This window comes from Natronococcus sp. (assembly GCF_047921035.1).
Taxonomy (GTDB): Archaea; Halobacteriota; Halobacteria; order Halobacteriales; family Natrialbaceae; genus Natronococcus.
Genome location: NZ_JBLRWX010000017.1, coordinates 1 through 16,827 on the forward strand (window position 1 = coordinate 1; position 16,827 = coordinate 16,827).

At 67.9% G+C, this 16,827-nt stretch carries 13 protein-coding genes and 1 tRNA gene; 9 read left to right on the forward strand and 5 right to left on the reverse strand.

What is annotated here, in order from left to right; genetic code table 11:
* Nucleotides 1-702, reverse strand: a 702-nt coding sequence (locus tag ACNA7R_RS05495; RefSeq protein WP_416282555.1) for a fumarylacetoacetate hydrolase family protein, incomplete at its 3' end; no start/stop codon positions are given.
* Between the two features lie 160 nt (nt 703-862).
* Between ACNA7R_RS05495 and ACNA7R_RS05500 the strand changes: the two genes are divergently transcribed.
* The 7 genes from ACNA7R_RS05500 (at nt 863) to ACNA7R_RS05530 (ending at nt 8,540) form a co-directional block, all read left to right on the forward strand.
* Nucleotides 863-937 (forward strand) — tRNA-Glu (locus ACNA7R_RS05500).
* Nucleotides 938-1,732: 795 nt separating this feature from the next.
* Nucleotides 1,733-2,590 carry an SCO family protein gene (locus ACNA7R_RS05505; protein WP_416282556.1) on the forward strand — a complete coding sequence of 286 codons (858 nt, stop codon included), beginning with the start codon at nt 1,733-1,735 and terminating at the stop codon, nt 2,588-2,590.
* A gap of 2 nt (nt 2,591-2,592) precedes the next feature.
* Nucleotides 2,593-3,129 (forward strand): TlpA family protein disulfide reductase, encoded by a 537-nt coding sequence (locus ACNA7R_RS05510; protein ID WP_416282557.1) that lies wholly within the window; start codon nt 2,593-2,595, stop codon nt 3,127-3,129.
* Nucleotides 3,126-3,797: a cytochrome c biogenesis protein CcdA gene (locus tag ACNA7R_RS05515; RefSeq protein ID WP_416282558.1), complete on the forward strand. Its 672-nt coding sequence runs from the start codon at nt 3,126-3,128 to the stop codon at nt 3,795-3,797. Before ACNA7R_RS05510 ends, ACNA7R_RS05515 begins: the two co-directional genes overlap by 4 nt.
* A gap of 102 nt (nt 3,798-3,899) precedes the next feature.
* Nucleotides 3,900-4,322, forward strand: a complete 423-nt coding sequence (locus ACNA7R_RS05520; RefSeq protein WP_416282559.1) for a universal stress protein — start codon at nt 3,900-3,902, stop codon at nt 4,320-4,322.
* A gap of 194 nt (nt 4,323-4,516) precedes the next feature.
* A complete protein-coding gene (locus ACNA7R_RS05525; protein ID WP_416282560.1) occupies nt 4,517-7,606 on the forward strand; it encodes a bacterio-opsin activator domain-containing protein in 3,090 nt (1,029 codons plus the stop codon).
* Between the two features lie 238 nt (nt 7,607-7,844).
* The gene (locus ACNA7R_RS05530; protein WP_416282561.1) at nt 7,845-8,540 is read left to right on the forward strand and encodes a helix-turn-helix domain-containing protein; all 696 of its coding nucleotides are present in this window, start codon (nt 7,845-7,847) and stop codon (nt 8,538-8,540) included.
* A 71-nt stretch (nt 8,541-8,611) separates the two neighbouring features.
* Here ACNA7R_RS05530 and ACNA7R_RS05535 read toward each other — a convergent pair whose 3' ends face one another.
* Entirely contained in the window at nt 8,612-8,794 is a 183-nt protein-coding gene (locus tag ACNA7R_RS05535; RefSeq protein ID WP_416282562.1) for a DUF5786 family protein, read from the reverse strand.
* Nucleotides 8,795-8,864: 70 nt separating this feature from the next.
* Entirely contained in the window at nt 8,865-10,931 is a 2,067-nt protein-coding gene (locus ACNA7R_RS05540) for a cation:proton antiporter (RefSeq protein ID WP_416282563.1), read from the reverse strand.
* Between the two features lie 667 nt (nt 10,932-11,598).
* Between ACNA7R_RS05540 and glmS the strand changes: the two genes are divergently transcribed.
* Nucleotides 11,599-13,413 carry a glutamine--fructose-6-phosphate transaminase (isomerizing) gene (gene glmS, locus ACNA7R_RS05545; RefSeq protein ID WP_416282565.1) on the forward strand — a complete coding sequence of 605 codons (1,815 nt, stop codon included), beginning with the start codon at nt 11,599-11,601 and terminating at the stop codon, nt 13,411-13,413.
* A 34-nt stretch (nt 13,414-13,447) separates the two neighbouring features.
* On the opposite strand, the gene glmU is transcribed toward glmS, so the two are convergent.
* Complete coding sequence (gene glmU / locus ACNA7R_RS05550; protein ID WP_416282566.1) at nt 13,448-14,629, reverse strand: bifunctional sugar-1-phosphate nucleotidylyltransferase/acetyltransferase; 1,182 nt, start codon at nt 14,627-14,629, stop codon at nt 13,448-13,450.
* Nucleotides 14,630-15,008: 379 nt separating this feature from the next.
* Between glmU and ACNA7R_RS05555 the strand changes: the two genes are divergently transcribed.
* Nucleotides 15,009-15,218 (forward strand): hypothetical protein, encoded by a 210-nt coding sequence (locus tag ACNA7R_RS05555; RefSeq protein ID WP_416282567.1) that lies wholly within the window; start codon nt 15,009-15,011, stop codon nt 15,216-15,218.
* Nucleotides 15,219-15,255: 37 nt separating this feature from the next.
* Here the strand turns inward: ACNA7R_RS05555 and glmM are convergent, their stop codons facing one another.
* Nucleotides 15,256-16,596, reverse strand: coding sequence for a phosphoglucosamine mutase (gene glmM / locus ACNA7R_RS05560; RefSeq protein ID WP_416282568.1), 1,341 nt, complete (start codon nt 16,594-16,596; stop codon nt 15,256-15,258).
* Nucleotides 16,597-16,827 lie beyond the last annotated feature (231 nt).

Genomic DNA, 16,827 nt, shown 5'->3' on the forward strand with positions numbered 1-16,827 from the left:
GCCCTCGACTTCGATCTCGACGTCGTCGCCGTCCTCGAGCGGGCCGACGCCCTCCGGGGTACCCGTCGCGATCACGTCGCCGGGCTCGAGGGTCATGTAGGTCGTGATCTCGGCGATCAGCTCGGGCACCGAGAAGATGAGCTGATCGAGCGAGCCGTCCTGTTTCGTCTCGCCGTTCACGCGGGTCCGGACGGCCGCGTCGTCGGGGACCTCGTCGGGCGTTGCGAGTACCGGCCCCATCGGCGCCGCACCGTCGAAGGCCTTCCCCCGGATCCAGTTCTGCTCCTCGCGCTGGTCGTCGCGGTTCGAGACGTCGTCGACGCAGGTGTAGCCCTCGACGACGTCCATCGCCCCGCTCTCGGGGACGTGGCGACACTGCTCGCCGATGACGACGCCGAGTTCGGCCTCGTGGTCGATGCGCTCCTTGCCCGCGGGGGCGGTGACGGTGTCGCCGTGGCCCGCCAGCGCGTTCGGCGGCTTCAAGAAGAGCAGCGGTCGGTCCGGGACGTCGTTGCCCATCTCGTCGGCGTGGGCCGCGTAGTTGCGACCGATGCAGACGATCTTCGAGGGCTCGCAGGGCGGGAGGACGTCGATCTCGTCGTCCTCGAGCGCGTAGCTCTCGTTTGCGAAGTGGACGTGACCGCTCTCGAGTTCGCCCCGGCGGACGGCTCCGGCGGGGTCCCGGAATCGTACGTATTTCATGGCCGGTGGGTCGTAGCGCGGCTTCAAAAGAATTGAGATGGCGGCGGGTATCGCAACGAGAGTGCGCTCGAGTGGAAGACCGTCTCTGAGTTAGGGTGTGTCACGACGGCCACGGAACGGAACGTTTTTTACTAGGCCTCGGCAAGCAAAGGATGCGTTGGCTCCGTTGGTGTAGTCCGGCCAATCATTTCGGCCTTTCGAGCCGATGACCTGGGTTCAAATCCCAGACGGAGCACTATGGTTCGAGAGAGCTTCGCTCTCTCGTCATCACGAAAATCTTCGATTTTCGAACGACAGCGAGCGAACTTTTGTGAGCGAGCGAAGCGCGCACGGCTGGGATTTGAAGCACGGAAATCCGAGCAGAGCGAGGATTTGCATCGGGTTCAAATCCCACACGGAGTACCCCTCCTACCGGTGAGAGCAGAGTCTCGCTCGAGCGCCCGTCCAACTCACTGCCGGCTCGAGTGGGGGACGGTTCATCGACGCGAAAAACGGGGACGGCGAGTTCAGTAGTAGTAGAACTCGAGTTCGTGGCCGCAGTTGTGACATTCGGTTTCCGTGCCGCGGAGTCGGTTCGGGGACGGGCTTCCGAGTCCGGACCCGGTCGGAAGGGATGCGTTTACGGTTCCGTTACACTGCGGGCAACCGACACGCACGTCCGGGTTGTTGGATTGTGACATACCTCGACGTACTCGGAACTCCAAAATAGTTATCCGAGTCGTAAGCTCCGGGGCGTCGAAGACACGGTGACGTTTCGCGACGTTTCACGGCCGGGCGTACGGCCGGTCGGGCCGTCCTCGATCCGAGACTCGAACGTCCCGGAGAGGGTGGGAGACGAGTCGTTACGATCCGAGGCGGAGTTCGGTGAACGGATTAGGTGGCTGTTAGACAGTGACAATCAACGAATGTGGCGGGAGACCCCGAGGAGGGCGGTCGGAGATGTTCGGCTCGAGAGGGGCCGAACCCATCGATGTGGGGTTTTCACGGACGAACCAACGAACATTTGACGGCCCGCTCCTACGACTCGAGTATGAAGCGACGCGCGTATCTGGGAACGCTGGGGGTTGCCGGAATGGGCGGACTGGCGGGGTGTCTGGGCGATCTCCCGGTCGTCGGCGACAGCGAGACGGCGCTGGGCGAGCCCGAGCAGTCGCGGGGCAACCCGTCGCACCCGATCCACGGCGACGAGTTCCCGACGATTACGCTTCCGGACCCGCACGCTGGACGGGAGGTCTCGCTCGAGGAGTTCGAGGGCGAGCGCGCGTACCTGCTGACGTTCATCTACACGTCCTGTACCGACGAGTGTGGCACCCTGACAAACATGCTCGGACTCGTCCAGGAGGACGCCGCCGAGGAGGGGTACAAGGACGACGTCGCCCTGCTGGCGATGACGTTCGATCCCGAAACCGACAGCCCGGAGGCGCTGGCGGAGTACGGCGAGCAGTACGGCGTCGACTACGAGGCCGAGAACTGGCACTTCCTCCGCCCCGAGACCGAGGACGAGGCGATGGACCTGCTCAACGAGGAGATCGGCGTCCCCGCACAGCTCGGTGACGGTGACGAGGACGATCAGGAGGGCCACGATGACCACGACGGCGAGGACGACGATCACGATAGCCACGCCGAGGACGAAGCGCACGACGATCACAACGAGGACGACGGTCACGGCCACGACGATCACGAAAATGGCGACGACAACCACGGCGACCACGAAGACGCCGACGACGGCCACGACCACGACGACCACGACCAGGAGATCCACTACTACATCATCTTCCTCGTCAACGAGCAGGGGATCGTCGAGCGCTCGTATCCGAACGTGACGGACAGCCGCGAGGAGAACCGTCCGCAGGCGATCATCGACGACGTCCGAACGGTGGTCGAGTAACGATGCGACGTCGGGAGGTCCTCGCCGGAGTCGCGAGCGCTGGAACGCTTGCCGGCGCCGGTGCGCTCGCGGTGTACGGCCTGCCGGGCGACGACGAGGAACCCCGCCACGACCCTGTCACGATCGACACTATCGAGGCGACCGGCAGCAGCGAGGGGACGGTACAGATCCCCGACGAAGGGTCGGTGACGTTCGTCGACCTGTTCGCAACCACCTGCGGGATCTGCAAGGAACAGATGCCCGCGCTGGGCGAGGCCTACGATCGGGTCGGCGACGACGTCACCTTCGTCTCGATTACCAACGAGAACGAGGACCAGGTTCCCGACGCCGAGATCGCCGACTGGTGGGACGAGTACGACGGCCACTGGCCCGTCGGCCGGGACGGAACCTCGGATCTCATCGTCCACTACGGTTCGGGAACGCCGATCGGCGTCCTCTTCGATTCGGACGGGATCGTCAGGTGGGAGGAGGGCGGTCGAAAGGAGAGCGACGAGATCGTCTCCCGCATCGAGGACGTTCTCGAGTCGGAGCGCGAATGATCGACGCGGCCCTGCTGTCGACGCTCGCGTTCGCGCTGACCGCCGGCGTCTTCACCTTCTTCTCCCCGTGTGCATACCCGCTGTTGCCCGGCTACGTCGGCTTCTACGTGAGCCAGACCGGTACCGAGGAGTCGTCGCTCTCGAGCGCGATCGGGCGGGGGCTGGTCGCCGGGGCCGGCGTCCTCGTCACGCTCGGGATCCTGCTCGCCGTCGCGTTCTGGATCGGCAACTCGCTGCTGGCGAACACCACGATCTTCGAGGCGCTCGTCGGGGTCGCCCTGATCGGCTTCGGGCTGCTCGTCGCGGTCGATCGCGCGCCGTCGCTGTCGGTCGCCCTGCCGAAACGGCGGTCGGGGACGATCGGGTTCGGCCTCTTCGGCGCCGGCTACGCGCTGGCCGCCGCCGGCTGTGTCGCACCGGTGTTTCTCGGCGTGGTCGCCAGCGCGGCCGCGCTGCCGGCGACGTCGGCGGCGCTGGTGATCGGGACCTACGTCGGGATCGTCGTTCTCCTCATGGTGTCGCTGACGGTCGCGACCGGAATGGGGCTCGCCGCAGGTGCGGGGCGGCTGTCCGCCTACGGCGAGACGCTCCGGCGAGTCGCCGGCACGGTCATGATCCTCGCCGGAATCGGCCAGCTGTACGTCGCGTTTTTCGTCGACGTGCTCTGACTCCGCGTTTCCTCGAGTCTCCGTGGCCCTTCGAGTCGGCAAACTCCCTGGCAACTGCAGGTATGAAACGTATTCGACAGTGTGCCGAATGCCGAGACGAAAATGTACCAGGAACTCTTGCTCGCGACCGACGGAAGCGACGGCGCTCGACGGGCGGCCGACCACGCGATCGAACTCGCGCGCCAGCTGGATGCGGACCTGCACATCGTCTCGGTCTCGGAGGACGGTCCCCACGCCGAGACGAAGCGAGACCAGATGCGCACCGACCTCGAGGACCAGGCCGGCGAGGCGATCGAACACGCCGAGGAGAAGGCCGCCGGCCACGGGATCGAAGTCAGGGAGACGATCCGTCACGGCGTCCCCCAGGAGGAGATCGTCGACGCCGCCGAGCAACACGGCGCGGATCTGATCGTCGTCGGCACGGTCGGCCGGTCGGGACTCGACCAGCTGATCGTCGGTAGCGTCGCCGAGGAGGTCGTCCGCAACTCGCCCGTACCGGTCGTTACGGTCCGCGACGAGAGCTGAGAGAGCCGATTCGGACCGATCGACCGGGGTCGTAATGGATCGCTACCGCCGACTACGGAAACGATAATTAACTCGACCGGAGCGCAAGGGGAGTCAACCGTGGCTCCCCGCCAGACAGGCGCTTCGCGAGCGATCACCCGCTCGTTCTTCCGCCGTCCGAACGCCCGGAGAGCGCCCGGTCCGGAGGGAGCGCCGTGAGCCACACCGATCCAGCCCTCGAGCCGCTGTGTCGGGTGCTCGTCGTCGGCGACTCCGAAGCGATCGAGTCGGTGACGGAGACGGTGACGTCGGGTTTCGACTCCGTCTCGCTGGTTCGGGAACGGACCGTCTCGAGCGCGGTTGCTCGCCTCGGAACGGTCGACGTCCACTGCATCGTCTGCGAGTTCGAGCCGAGCCGGAATCGATCGCCCCTCGAGCGACTCCGCCGGGAGTCCGAGTCCGGCGGCTCCGTTCCGATCGTCGCGATCACGGACGAGTCCGTCGATGCGCTCGAGGCGGGGGCGACGGACGTCGTCGACCCCACCGATCCGGATCGGCTGGTGCTCGCCCGCCTCGAGCGGATCGTCGAGAGCGAGCGAACTCGGCTGGCTATCGACGCGTCGAACGAACGATACCGATCGATACTCGAGGGCGCGACCGCCGTCGTCTGGGCGCTCGAGTCCGACGGCGCGGTCGCGTACGCGAGCCCGGCGACCGACGCCGAACTCGGCGTTCCGCCGGACGAACTCGAGGGCCGGACGGTAACGCGAGCGGTCCATCCCGACGACCGGGACGGCGTTCGGGAGACGGTCGCGGCGGTCGCCGACGGGCCGTTCGGCGCTTCGGAACGCGTCACGGCCCGGATCGGCCGACCCGACCGGACGTGGCGGCTCGCGGAGCTTCGAGCGACGAATCGACTCGAGGACCCCCGCCTCGAGGGAGTCGTAGTGACGGTCCTCCCGACGAGCGACGCCGAACCGTCGGGGCGGGAGGCGTCGGTACTCGACCGGATCGCCGATCCCGTCTTCGAGGTCGACGACGGCTGGAAGCTGCGGTACGCCAACGCCGCGGCGACCGACCTGCTCGAGGGTGAGTCGGATCCGGGAACCCCGATCGGCGGGCTGCTCCCCGAGGCGTTGCGGGAGCCGTTGCTCGACCGCCTTCGAGCGGTTCGGACGGACGGGAGGGCGGCCGGTTTCGAGGTCCCGACTCCCGACCGGGACCGAGCGGTTCCGGTCTGGATCTTCCCGTCGTCGTCGGGAACCGTCGTTCAGCTACGCGACCCGGGGGTCGCGGCGGAGGCGGACGAGAGCACGGGTCGACTGAGCGAATCGGTCGTCGACGCGTTACCGGACGGGGTCGCCGTCCTCGAGGACGGCGTCGTTACGCTGGCGAACGCGCGGCTGGCCGAACTGGTCGATACCGATATCGTCGGCCGGGAGCGCTCGGAGCTGTTCGACCGGGAGCTGGCGGCGACGGTTCGCGAGCGCGGTCGCTCGGCGCCGTTCAGGTGGACGGAGCCCGTTTTCGGAACCCTCGCGCTCGGGGATCGCCGTCCCGTCGCGGTCTCCGTGATCCCGCTTCCCGACGGCGAGCGAACGCTCTGTCTGGTCCGGGACCGGCGACGGTCGCCGACCGGAGCGCTGCGGACGCTCGAGTCCGCGGCCGAGTCGATCCGCGGAGCCGAAACCGCCTCGACCGTCGGCCGAGCGGTCGTCGAGACCGGTCTCGAACTCGCCGGCGGCGACGTCGTCGGCCTGTACCGACTCGAGGACCGGACGCTCCGACCGGTCGCGGCCGCGAGCCGCGACTCGAGGACGGTCGGGCTTCCCGCGGTCGATCGCGCGACGATCCCGGACGACGTCGTTCGCGACGGGGCCCGCGCGACGACCCGCGACGCCGGAGGGCTCGAGCCGTTCCTCGAGGCGGCCGATCTCCGGGCCGAACAGGTGCTCACGGTTCCGGTCGGGGCGGCGGTGCTGGTCGCGACCACGACGGAGCCGATGGGGTTCGATCCGGTCGACCTCGGCCCGCTCGAGACTCTCGCCGAGATCGGCGCCCTCGCGCTCGACGAACGGGACGCGGCCGCCGAACTGCAGGGCTGTCGGACGAGTCGAGCGGCCCTCGAGGCGACCCTCGATCGGCTCGAACGGCTCGGAACGGTCGAGCGAGACCTCCTCGAGGCGAGCAGCCGGGAGGCGGTGTACCGCCGGCTCTGCCGAGGGGTGACGTCCCTCGAGTTCGCCGAGGGGTCGAGGGAGTTCGCCTGGATCGGAACGGCCGGGAACGGCAGTGAGTCCGTCGATCCGCGGGCGGTCGACGGAGACGCCGACGTCCGACCCGACTCGCTCGTGATCCCGCCGTCGCCGACCGAACGGGACTCGCCCCCGGATGCGGTTTACGTCGGCGACCTGACCGAGGCTCCGGACGAACCCTGGCGCGAGCGGGCGCTCGATCGGGGGATCCGAGCCGTGCTGAGCGTCCCGCTTCGGTCCGGGTCGTTCCGGTACGGAACGCTGACGGTCTACTCGACCGAGCCGGGAGCGTTCGACGGTCCCGTTCGTCGCGGAGTCGAGCGACTCGGGGACGTCGGCGGCTCCGTCGTCGACGCCATCGAGACCAGGCGGGCGCTTCGCGACGAGGCCGTCACCGAACTCGAGTTCGTCCTCCGCGACCCCGACTCCCTGGCGACGGTCGCCCACCGGATCGGTCGCCCGCTGACGGTTCGGTCCATCGTTCCGCGCTCCGCCGGGGGCGGGACCGTGTTCGCGACCGTCCCCGACGACTCGGAGTCGGGCACCGACACCCTCGCCGATATCGAGGACATCGAGTCGGGGCGCACGATCGGAACGGTCGGCGGGGAGCGGCTGCTCGAGGTCGTCGTCGCCGACCCCTCGGTCGCGGTAACCGTCGCCGAGCACGGCGGCGTCGTCCGGTCGCTGACGCCGGCCGACGACCGAACCCGGCTCGTGCTCGAGCTCTCGGGATCGGCCGACGTCCGCGCGTTCGTCGACGCGCTCGGGCGCGGATGGGACCTCGAGCTGGTCGCCCGTCGCCAGCGCGAGCGCTCGCCCGAGGACGCGTTCGCGCTCGACTCGGTCCTCCGCGAACGGCTCTCCGAACGGCAACGGCAGACGCTCGAGGCGGCCTACTACGCCGGCTTCTTCGAGTGGCCCCGGGAGAGCACCGGCGAAGCGGTCGCCGACTCGCTGGGCGTCTCCCAGCCGACGTTCAGCCGCCACGTCAGGGCCGCGCAGGCGACGCTGCTGTCGGTACTGTTCGAGGAGTTCGACGGCCTCGAGTAGTTCGCGGCCGCGGTAGATCGGTATTACTGCGAGTAGCATCGGGCTACGCGCGCGTTCGAGTTCGTCCGGACGACAGTCGGCCCCGGTGACCGATGAATCGGTATAGCCCCGTTGCGGGGGGTCGTGTCGATAGCTAGCCCCCACGGTCATCCGTTCGCGCTCGAATCAGCCATTCGATGACTACGGACCCGGTAACGAGATCTTATCGCTGTCGTCTCCCCGGACGGCGGATGCGTCGATGAGCCTCGACCTCGCTGCGGATCCCGACAGCGCCGTCGTTCGAACGCAGGCCGACGACGGCGTTCTGGCTCAGCTCACGCTCTCGCACCCGGAGCTGGTGTTGCGGCCGTCGCTGCGACGCGCGCCCGAGGTCAGTCTCGCGCCCGAGTACTGGACCGACGCGGGCGGCGACCGAACCCTCCTGTTCGTCACCGCGTCGGGGTCGGAGTTCGGAGCGTTCGAGACCGCCCTCGGGATCGATCCGACCGTCACCGATCCCGTCCTCGTGGATCGCACCCCCGACCGGCGAAGCTACCGCCTCGAACTCACCGACCGGGCGATCACGCTCGTCGAGGCGACCGCGGCCGTCGGCGGTCGCCTCCGCGAGTGCTCGAGCTGTCGGGACGGCTGGCGGTTCCGGCTCCGCTTTCCCGACCGGGACGCGCTCGTCGCGTTCAACGACCGGTGTCGGGAGCGGGACGTTTCGGTCACCGTCGACCACCTCCGGCCCGCCGACGCGGGCACCGACGGCCCCGTCTCGCTCACCGAGAAACAGCGGGAGCTGCTGACGGTCGCCTACGAGGAAGGGTACTTCGACGTCCCTCGGCGGATCTCCCAGGACGAACTCGCCGAGCGACTCGGGGTCTCGAAGTCGGCCGTCTCCCAGCGACTGCGGCGCGCGATCGCACAGCTCTGCGGGTCGACGTTCGCCTAAAAAGCGGGTTTCCGAAGCCGATCGCGCCGTTGTACTGTCGGACGGAACTGTTTGGCGTCCGTCCGGAGGTATTACTCGTCGTCCTCGTCCTTCATCGAACCGAGCTGGGAGACCAGCTGGTCGGTCGAGACGTCGGACTCGAACTCGAGCTGTCCGTCGTGGTCGTGCTCGTGGACGTTGACGGCCTCGACGTCCTCGTCGTCGTTGTCCTGCGGTTGTTGCTGTTCGGACTCGTCGTAGCTACCAAAACCCATACCGGAACGTCGGGCGGCCCGAAGAAAGGTGTGGCGGTTCGGTCCGTCCCCGCATCGCCGACCCCACAGGTCACTTGAGTCGGAGGTACTGTCGGTCGTACTCCGGTTCGCCCTGGCGCGGGTGGATCGTGATGAACGACTCCGGCGGCATATCCGCGAGGCGGGCCGGCAGGTCGCCGAGTTCGTTGTGCCAGCCGACGTCCCCGCGGCGCGGCGAGATGGCGACGATGAGGTCGTCGTCCTCCGTTCGGGCCTCGAGCGTCGGCAGCAGCTTCCCCCAGTCGTCGATCGACTCGAACTCGGCGGTGACGTCTTCCTCGACGAGGCCGAACAGCTGCTCGAACTGGTGGGACGCCCCCTCGACGACGATGACGTTCAGCTCGGCCCCGAGGGTCGCCGCGATACGCTTGACGAGGTGGACCGCCTCGTAGAACCCCTCGTGGTGGTCGGCGCCGATCGGGACGACGACGAAGATCCGCCGGGTCGTGTTGATCGGGTGGCCGAGCCGCGAGATGAGCACCGGCAGCTTCGTCCGCTCGAGCACCTGGTCGATGATGCTGCCGAAGATGCGGTGGCTGAAGCTCTGGGTGGCGTCCCAGCCCATGACGATCTGGTTGGCCTGGACCTCGACGGCGCCCTGGACGATCCCGGAGGCGACGTTGTGGTTGACCCGGGCTTCCGTCTCGATGGGCACTTCCGCGGCGCTTCCCTCGGCCGCGAGTTCGTCGAGTTCCGCCTGCACGGTCGCGATCTGGTCCTCCGGCGACTGGCTCGTGTCGGGCTGGACGACGGTCATCACGTGAACCGGGTTCGTCCCGCCGTCGCCCTTGAGTACGAACGAGAGTTCGAGCAGCCGGCGCTGGAGTTCGGCGTTGTGCGACAGCGGCAGCAGGATATTTGGATCCCGCGCGTCGTCGCTGTCGTCCTCGACGTCGCGCTCGAGCGCGAGCCGGTTGGCGGCCCGCTCGGTCAGCCACGGACTCACGAGCGCGGTGATCAATAGCAGGAGGACGACGGCGTTGAGGATCGCCTCGCTGAAGAGGCCGGCGTCGAACCCGACGAGCGTGATCGCGAGCGCTGCGGCGGCCTGGCCCGTCGAGAGGCCGAAGATGACGTCGCGCTCGTGTTTCGTGTAGTCCTGGATCTCGGCGACCGACCAGGCTGCGGCGCCCTTCGTCGCGATCATGATGGCGGTGACGAGCGCGGCGATCTGGAGCGTCTCGGGGCCGGCGAAGATGACGCCGAGGTCGACGAGCATCCCGACGTGGAGCAGGAAGAAGGGGATAAAGAAGGCGTTGCCGACGAACTCGATGCGGTTCATCAGCGTCCCGCCCTGCGGGATGAGCTGGTTCAGCGCCAGCCCGGCGACGAACGCGCCGAGGATCGGATCCAGGTCGAGGATCTCGGCGAGGCTGGCCGCGGCGAAGATCCCGACCATCACGAACAGGAACTCGAAGTAGCTCTCCTCGCTGAAGTTCTGGAAGAACCACCGCGAGGCGGGCGGAACGAGGAACCAGACCCCGCCGAACAGCAGCGCGAGCGAGAGCGCGATGTCGCCGAACAGCAGCGCCGAGAGTCCGCCCTCGACGGCGCCGGTGACGATCGCGAGCACGACCAGCGCGAGGGTGTCGGTAAAGAGGATCCCGCCGAAGACCGCGCTCACGGCGCGGTTTTTCGTGACGCCGAACCGGTTGACGATCGGGTACGCGAGCAGGGTGTGGGAGGCGAACACCGCCGAGAGCAACAGCGCCGCCCACACGTCGAGCCCGAGGATCGTGTACGTCGCGAGGGTCCCGACGGTAAACGGCAGGAAGAAACTCAGCAGGCCGAACAGGGCGGCGTTCTCGGGCGCCTCCTTGAACCCCCGGAGGTCGACCTCGAGTCCCACCGTGAACAGCAGGTAGATCAGCCCGACCTCGCCGAGCAGTTCGATCGCGTCGGAGTGTTCGACGATGCCGGTCGCACCGGGGCCGATGATCGCCCCGAAGACGACGATACCGACGATCCCCGGCTGGCCGAGTTTCTTGACGAACAGCGGCCCGACGAGAAAGATCAGCATCGCGAGGGCGAAGATCAGCACCGGCTGGTCGAGGGGGAGCCCGAACCCGTCGACGACGAAGAGAACGGTCCAGTTCATCGTCGCTGAGCTGTAGTCGACGGCGCGTGTCGTAGTCCTATCATCGGATGGAACGCGTTTCGTCCTGGCGTAGTTCGAGAGGAGACAATCGTGCGCTGGAGATGGTGTGGCTGGATAATAAAACGCCTGATTCCGGATATCGATGCCTAACGGCTGCGTGATCACAGGTATCCGATCGTATCGTCCAACTACCCCGAGATAAGACAACGTTCGGTCAGTTATCGCCCCCGTATCCGCTCCACTCTCGAGGGTCGGTTCCGAACTGGACCGACCGAGACGGCAGCGACGGAGCGTACGCAGTCGCTACCACCCCTCTCGAGTGCCGGTCGGTTCGTCTCGCCGCCGGCGCCGGTCGATTCGAGACGTCGGCCGTCGGGACGGTCGTTGGGGCGAGGGCCGGGGACGAACGTACAGTTCCGATCCCACTCGGATCGACCGGTTTCGCCGCGGGCCGATCGTCACGGCTCGAGCGGGTGTCCGCTCTCGAGTATCCGTTCACTACGGACGCCGGTAGCCCGTCTATAGTAATGGGTTCCCGAGGCCGTAGCTCCGCGTATGTTCACGTACCGTTCGTTCTCCCGAACAGATTTCCCGGCCGAACAGCCAGCGACGGGATCGCTCTCGAGCGACAGCGACCGCGACCGCGACGGGGGACGGTGACCCGCCGATGTGTGGAATCATCGGCCGCGTCGGCGACGGCAACGCGCTCGAAACGCTGCTGACGGGCCTCGAGAACCTCGAGTACCGCGGCTACGATTCGGCGGGCGTCGCCGTTCAGAACGGCGCGGGGATCGCCGTCGAGAAGCGATCGGGGAAGGTCGAGGCGCTGATCGACTCGATCGAGGACGACCCGCTCGAGGGGCGGGTCGGGATCGGGCACACCCGCTGGAGCACCCACGGGCCACCGACCGACGAGAACGCCCACCCCCACACCGACGCCACCGAGGACGTCGCGGTCGTCCACAACGGGATCATCGAGAACTACGCCGAACTCCGCGCGGAGCTTCGCGCGGCCGGCTGCGAGTTCACCAGCGACACCGACACCGAGGTCGTTCCCCACCTCATCCAGCACTACCTCGACCGCGGGGCCGACAACGAGACCGCTTTCCGGAGGGCGATCGACGACCTCGAGGGGAGCTACGCGATCACGGCGATGTTCTCGGGCGAGCACGTCCTCTACGCGGCCCGTCAGGGATCCCCGCTGGTCGTCGGGGTCGAGGACGGCGAGTACTTCCTCGCGAGCGACGTCCCCGCCTTCCTCGAGTACACCGACAGCGTCGTCTACCTGCGGGACGGCGACGTCGTCGTCGTCGACGGCGACGGCGTCGAGTTCACCGACCTCGAGGGCAACCCCGTCGAGCGGGAGCCCGAAACGGTCGAGTGGGATCCCGAAGAGGCCGGGAAAGGCGAGTTCGACCACTTCATGCTCAAGGAGATCTACGAGCAGCCGACCTCGCTGGCCCAGGCGATCGAGGGGCGGATCGACCCCGAGAACGGCCGGATCGCGCTAACCGACTTCGATCCGGGAACGTTCACCGACGTCTCGAACGTCCAGCTCGTTGCCTGTGGCACTTCCTACCACGCCGCGCTGTACGGCTCGCTCGCGCTCAATCAGGCCGGGATCCGGGCCACCGCGCTTCTGGCCAACGAGTACAGTACCGTTGCGCCGCCGATCGACGACGGGACGCTCGTGATCGCCGTCACCCAGAGCGGGGAGACCGCCGACACCCTGAACGCCCTGCGACGGGCCGATGCCGACGGTGCCGAGACGGTCACGGTCACGAACGTCGTCGGCTCGACCGCCGCCCGAGAGGCCGACGAGACGCTGTTCATCCGAGCGGGGCCGGAGATCGGCGTCGCCGCGACCAAGACGTTCTCCTCGCAGGCCGTAATGCTCACGCTGCTCGCCCAGCGAATCGCCGCCGACCGACTGGGCGAACCGCCGGCCGACCTCGAGTCGCTGCTCCCGGCGCTGGCCAGGATGCCCGAGGAGATCGAACGCGTACTCGAGACGTCCGACGCCGCGGCGGTCGCGAACCGCTACCGCGGCAGCCGGTCGTACTTCTTCATCGGTCGCGGGTTGGGCTACCCCGTCGCGCTCGAGGGGGCACTAAAGTTCAAGGAGATCACCTACGAGCACGCCGAGGGGTTCGCCTCGGGGGAGCTCAAACACGGGCCGCTGGCGCTCGTCACTCCGGAGACGCCGGTGTTCGCGGTCTTCACCGGTCAGGAGGACGCGAAGACGCTGAACAACGCCGAGGAGGCCCAGACCCGCGGGGCGCCGCTGGTCGCCGTCTGTCCCGACGGCCACCCCGCCCTCGAGGTCGCAGACGCCCACCTCGAGATTCCCGACACCGAGCCGGTGCTCGCGGGGCTGCTCGCGAACGTCCAGCTCCAGCTCGTCTCGTACTACGCGGCCGATCTGCTGGGGCGACCGATCGACAAGCCCAGAAACCTCGCGAAAAGCGTCACCGTCGAGTAGGTTCGACGAGCCGTTGCGCTCGCGGCTCCTCCCGTTATCGGTCCCGTTCGACGACCTCGCCGGGGGACGTCGTCGCCTCCGTGTCGAGTTTGAGTCCCGGCGTCAGGCTCGTGTTGATGCCCGTCTTCGCGTCGTCGCCGACGACCACGCCGAACTTCCGCCGGTTCGTCGAGACGCGATCGCCCTTCACGGTAAAGCGCACGTCCCCGCCGTCGTGGCGGAGGTTCGCGACGGTCGTTCCCGCCCCGAAGTTGACGTCGCGGCCGAGGACGCTGTCGCCGACGTAGGAGAGGTGGCCGACCGTCGCTCCGCGGGAGAGGACGCTGTTTTTCACCTCGACGGCGTTCCCGACCTTCGCCCCCTCGTCGATCAGCGTCGCGCCGCGAACGTAGGCGTTCGGCCCGACCGTCGCGCCCGATCGGATCAGGGCCGGCCCCTCGATCACGACGCCGGGTTTGACCGTCGCACCCTCCTCGACGACGACGTCGCCCTCGAGGTGGGCGTCCTCGCTGACCTCGCCCTCGATCCGTCCCTCGAGTTCGCCGAGCTTCCACTCGTTTGCCTCGAGCAGCTCCCAGGGGCGGCCGACGTCCATCCAGCGCTCGAGGGTCACGGGCGTGACCGCGAACTGGTCGATGACCTGCGCGACCACGTCGGTGATCTCGTGTTCGCCCCGCTCGCTCGCGGGGACGTCGAGCCACTCGATGGCCTCCTCGGGGAACGCGTAGGCGCCCGCGTTCGCGAGGTTCGTCGGCGGATCGTCCGGTTTCTCGACGATGTCGGTGACGGTCCCGTCCGTGGTGCTGAGCACGCCGTAGTTGCGCGGGTCCTCGACCTCGATCGCACAGATCGCCGGACACTCGTCGAACAGGTCGTCGATCGCGTCCTGGTCGTAGAGGTTGTCGCCGTTCAGCACGGCGAACGGGCCCTCGAGGTGGTCGCTGGCGGCGTTGACGGCGTGGGCCGTGCCGGCCTGTTCCTCCTGGACCGCATACGAGATCGGGACGCCGCGGTACTCCTCGCCGAAGTACTCCCTGACGGTTTCGGCCTCGTAGCCGATGACGAGGATCACCTCGTCGGCGCCCGCGTCGACGGCGGCGTCGACGGTGTGGGCGGCGAGCGGTCGGTCGGCGACGGGCAACATCGGTTTCGGCACTGACGAGGAGAGCGGTCGGATCCGCGTCCCTTGTCCTGCTGCGAGCACGACAGCTTTCATTACGTCCGCATTGTTCGATACCCCCGATTAATATACGGCCGATAATCGTTCGCCGGTTCGGGCGGCCGATTCGGCCCGTCGAACGGGGGCGTCGACCAAGGCGAACGCCCTCCCTCCCGGTACACTCCGGGAACGCCCCGAAACCTCGAGCGTCGGTCCCGTCCGGTCGCTCGAGAACGGTGTTTACCCCTCGTTAACCGGCCCATTACTGTTCAGAAATATGTAATTTCTACGGGTTCACCGCACGACGCCGCCGATATCGCGACACCGGTTGCCAACCCCCTTCGAGGGGGATTGGAAACGGGAAAGATCGGACTAAATTTCACTGCAACCGTTATGGCGCCTATAGTAAATACTGTTCTGTGAGTAGCCGCTGGTGATGTCGACGGAACCAACCGACGCGAAGTGGACGCCGATCTCGTCCGGGCAGCAAACGACCTCGCCGCGGTGTATCAACTGCGACAACCAGGTGACCCGGCAGTTCGCCCGCGTGTTCGGTGACAACCGGGACGTCGTCCACGCCTGTCCCGAGTGTGCGACCTACCGGGAGATGAAGACCTCCGACTTCATCCCCGAGGAGCGACGATAGCCGCCCGTTTTGCCGCCGTGGGTCCCGTTGACTGCTTCTAGCGCTCCTCGAGCACGTTCGCCGCCTCCGTCGCCCGTTCGACGATCCCCGTCGCGGTCGCGAAGATCGAGTCCGCGTCGGCCTCCGCGCGCGCTTCCGCGGTCACCCTGACGACCGGTTCGGTTCCGCTCGCCCGGATCAGGAACCAGCCGTCGTCGGTCTCGACCCGGACGCCGTCGAGGGCGTCGACGTCGTCGTACTCCTCCTCGACGGTCGTCTCGACCGCCTCCATTACGGCCCCCTTCGCCTCGACCTCGATCGACGTCCGTCGGATCGGGTACTGGTCGATCCCGGCGGCGAGTTCCGAGAGCGGCCCCTCCCGCGAGACCAGTTCGGCGAGCTTGCAGGCCGCGAGCGGCGCGTCCGGACAGCGGGTCTCGGTCGGCCAGATCCAGGCGCCGCTGGGCTCACCGCCGAAGACGACGTCGTCCTCGGTGGTTCGCTCGGCGACGTAGACGTCCCCGACCTGCGTTCGGGTCAGGGAGGCTCCGACCGCCGCCAGCGCGTCGTCGACCGCCAGGCTCGTGTCGACGGGGGCCGCGACGCGGTCGCCCTCCCCGGCCGCGTTCCGGGCAAACAGGGCGAGCAGGGCGTCCTTCGGGACGAACTCCCCCGTTTCGTCGACGGCCATCATCCGATCTCCGTCGCCGTCGTGGGCGATCCCGAGTTCGGCGTCGGTCTCGGCCATGACGGTCATCAGCGTGCCCAGGGTCTCCCGGTTGGGCTCGCTGGGTCGGCCCGGGAACGAGCCGTCGGGCTGGCCGTTCAGCGTCCGGACCCGACAGCCCAGGTTCGCGAGGACCGTCGCCGTGACGACGCCCGTTCCGTTGCCGATGTCGACGACGACGTCGAGGGGGTCGTCGAGCGCCACCGCGGCCTCGAGCCGACTCGCGTGGTGTTCGCGAACGCCGTCGCGTCGTTCCCGCCGACCCTGGCCGTCCCAGTCGGCCAGCTCGTAATCGTCTTCGCGAACCCGGCGGGAGATCGATTCGCGCTTCTTGGGGCCGAACGCCTTCCCCGAGGGCGTCCAGAGCTTGATCCCGTTGTCGGTCTTCGGGTTGTGCGAGGCCGTGACGACGATCCCCGCGTCGGCCTCGAGGTGGTCGATCGCCCGGGCGACCGTCGGCGTCGCCTCGACGCCGACCTCGAGGACGTCGGCGCCACACTCCTGAAGTCCCGCGGCGATCGCGTCGACGAGCGTGCGGCCGCTGTCGCGAACGTCCCGGCCGACGACGACGCGGTCGTAGCCGTCGGAGGCGACTGCACGGCCGACCGAGAGCGCGAGCGCGGCCGTTACGTCCGTTCCGACGGTTCCACGGATACCACTGGTCCCGAACATACGAATCGTGACGGCGGCCCCGGAGTTAATATGTGTCGACTTCCGGATCTCGACTCCGCGTCGTCGGCTTTCGACGGCGGAACCCGCGGTCGCCCCCGCGTCAGTCGGATCGGTAGCCACCCCCTATCGAATTGAACCGTCGGTATCGTATATACGTTCCCGCGGTGGCCGTCCGGACGGCATGATCCCACACGTTCGAGAACGGGAGTGTACCGTTCGCACCGCGACGAC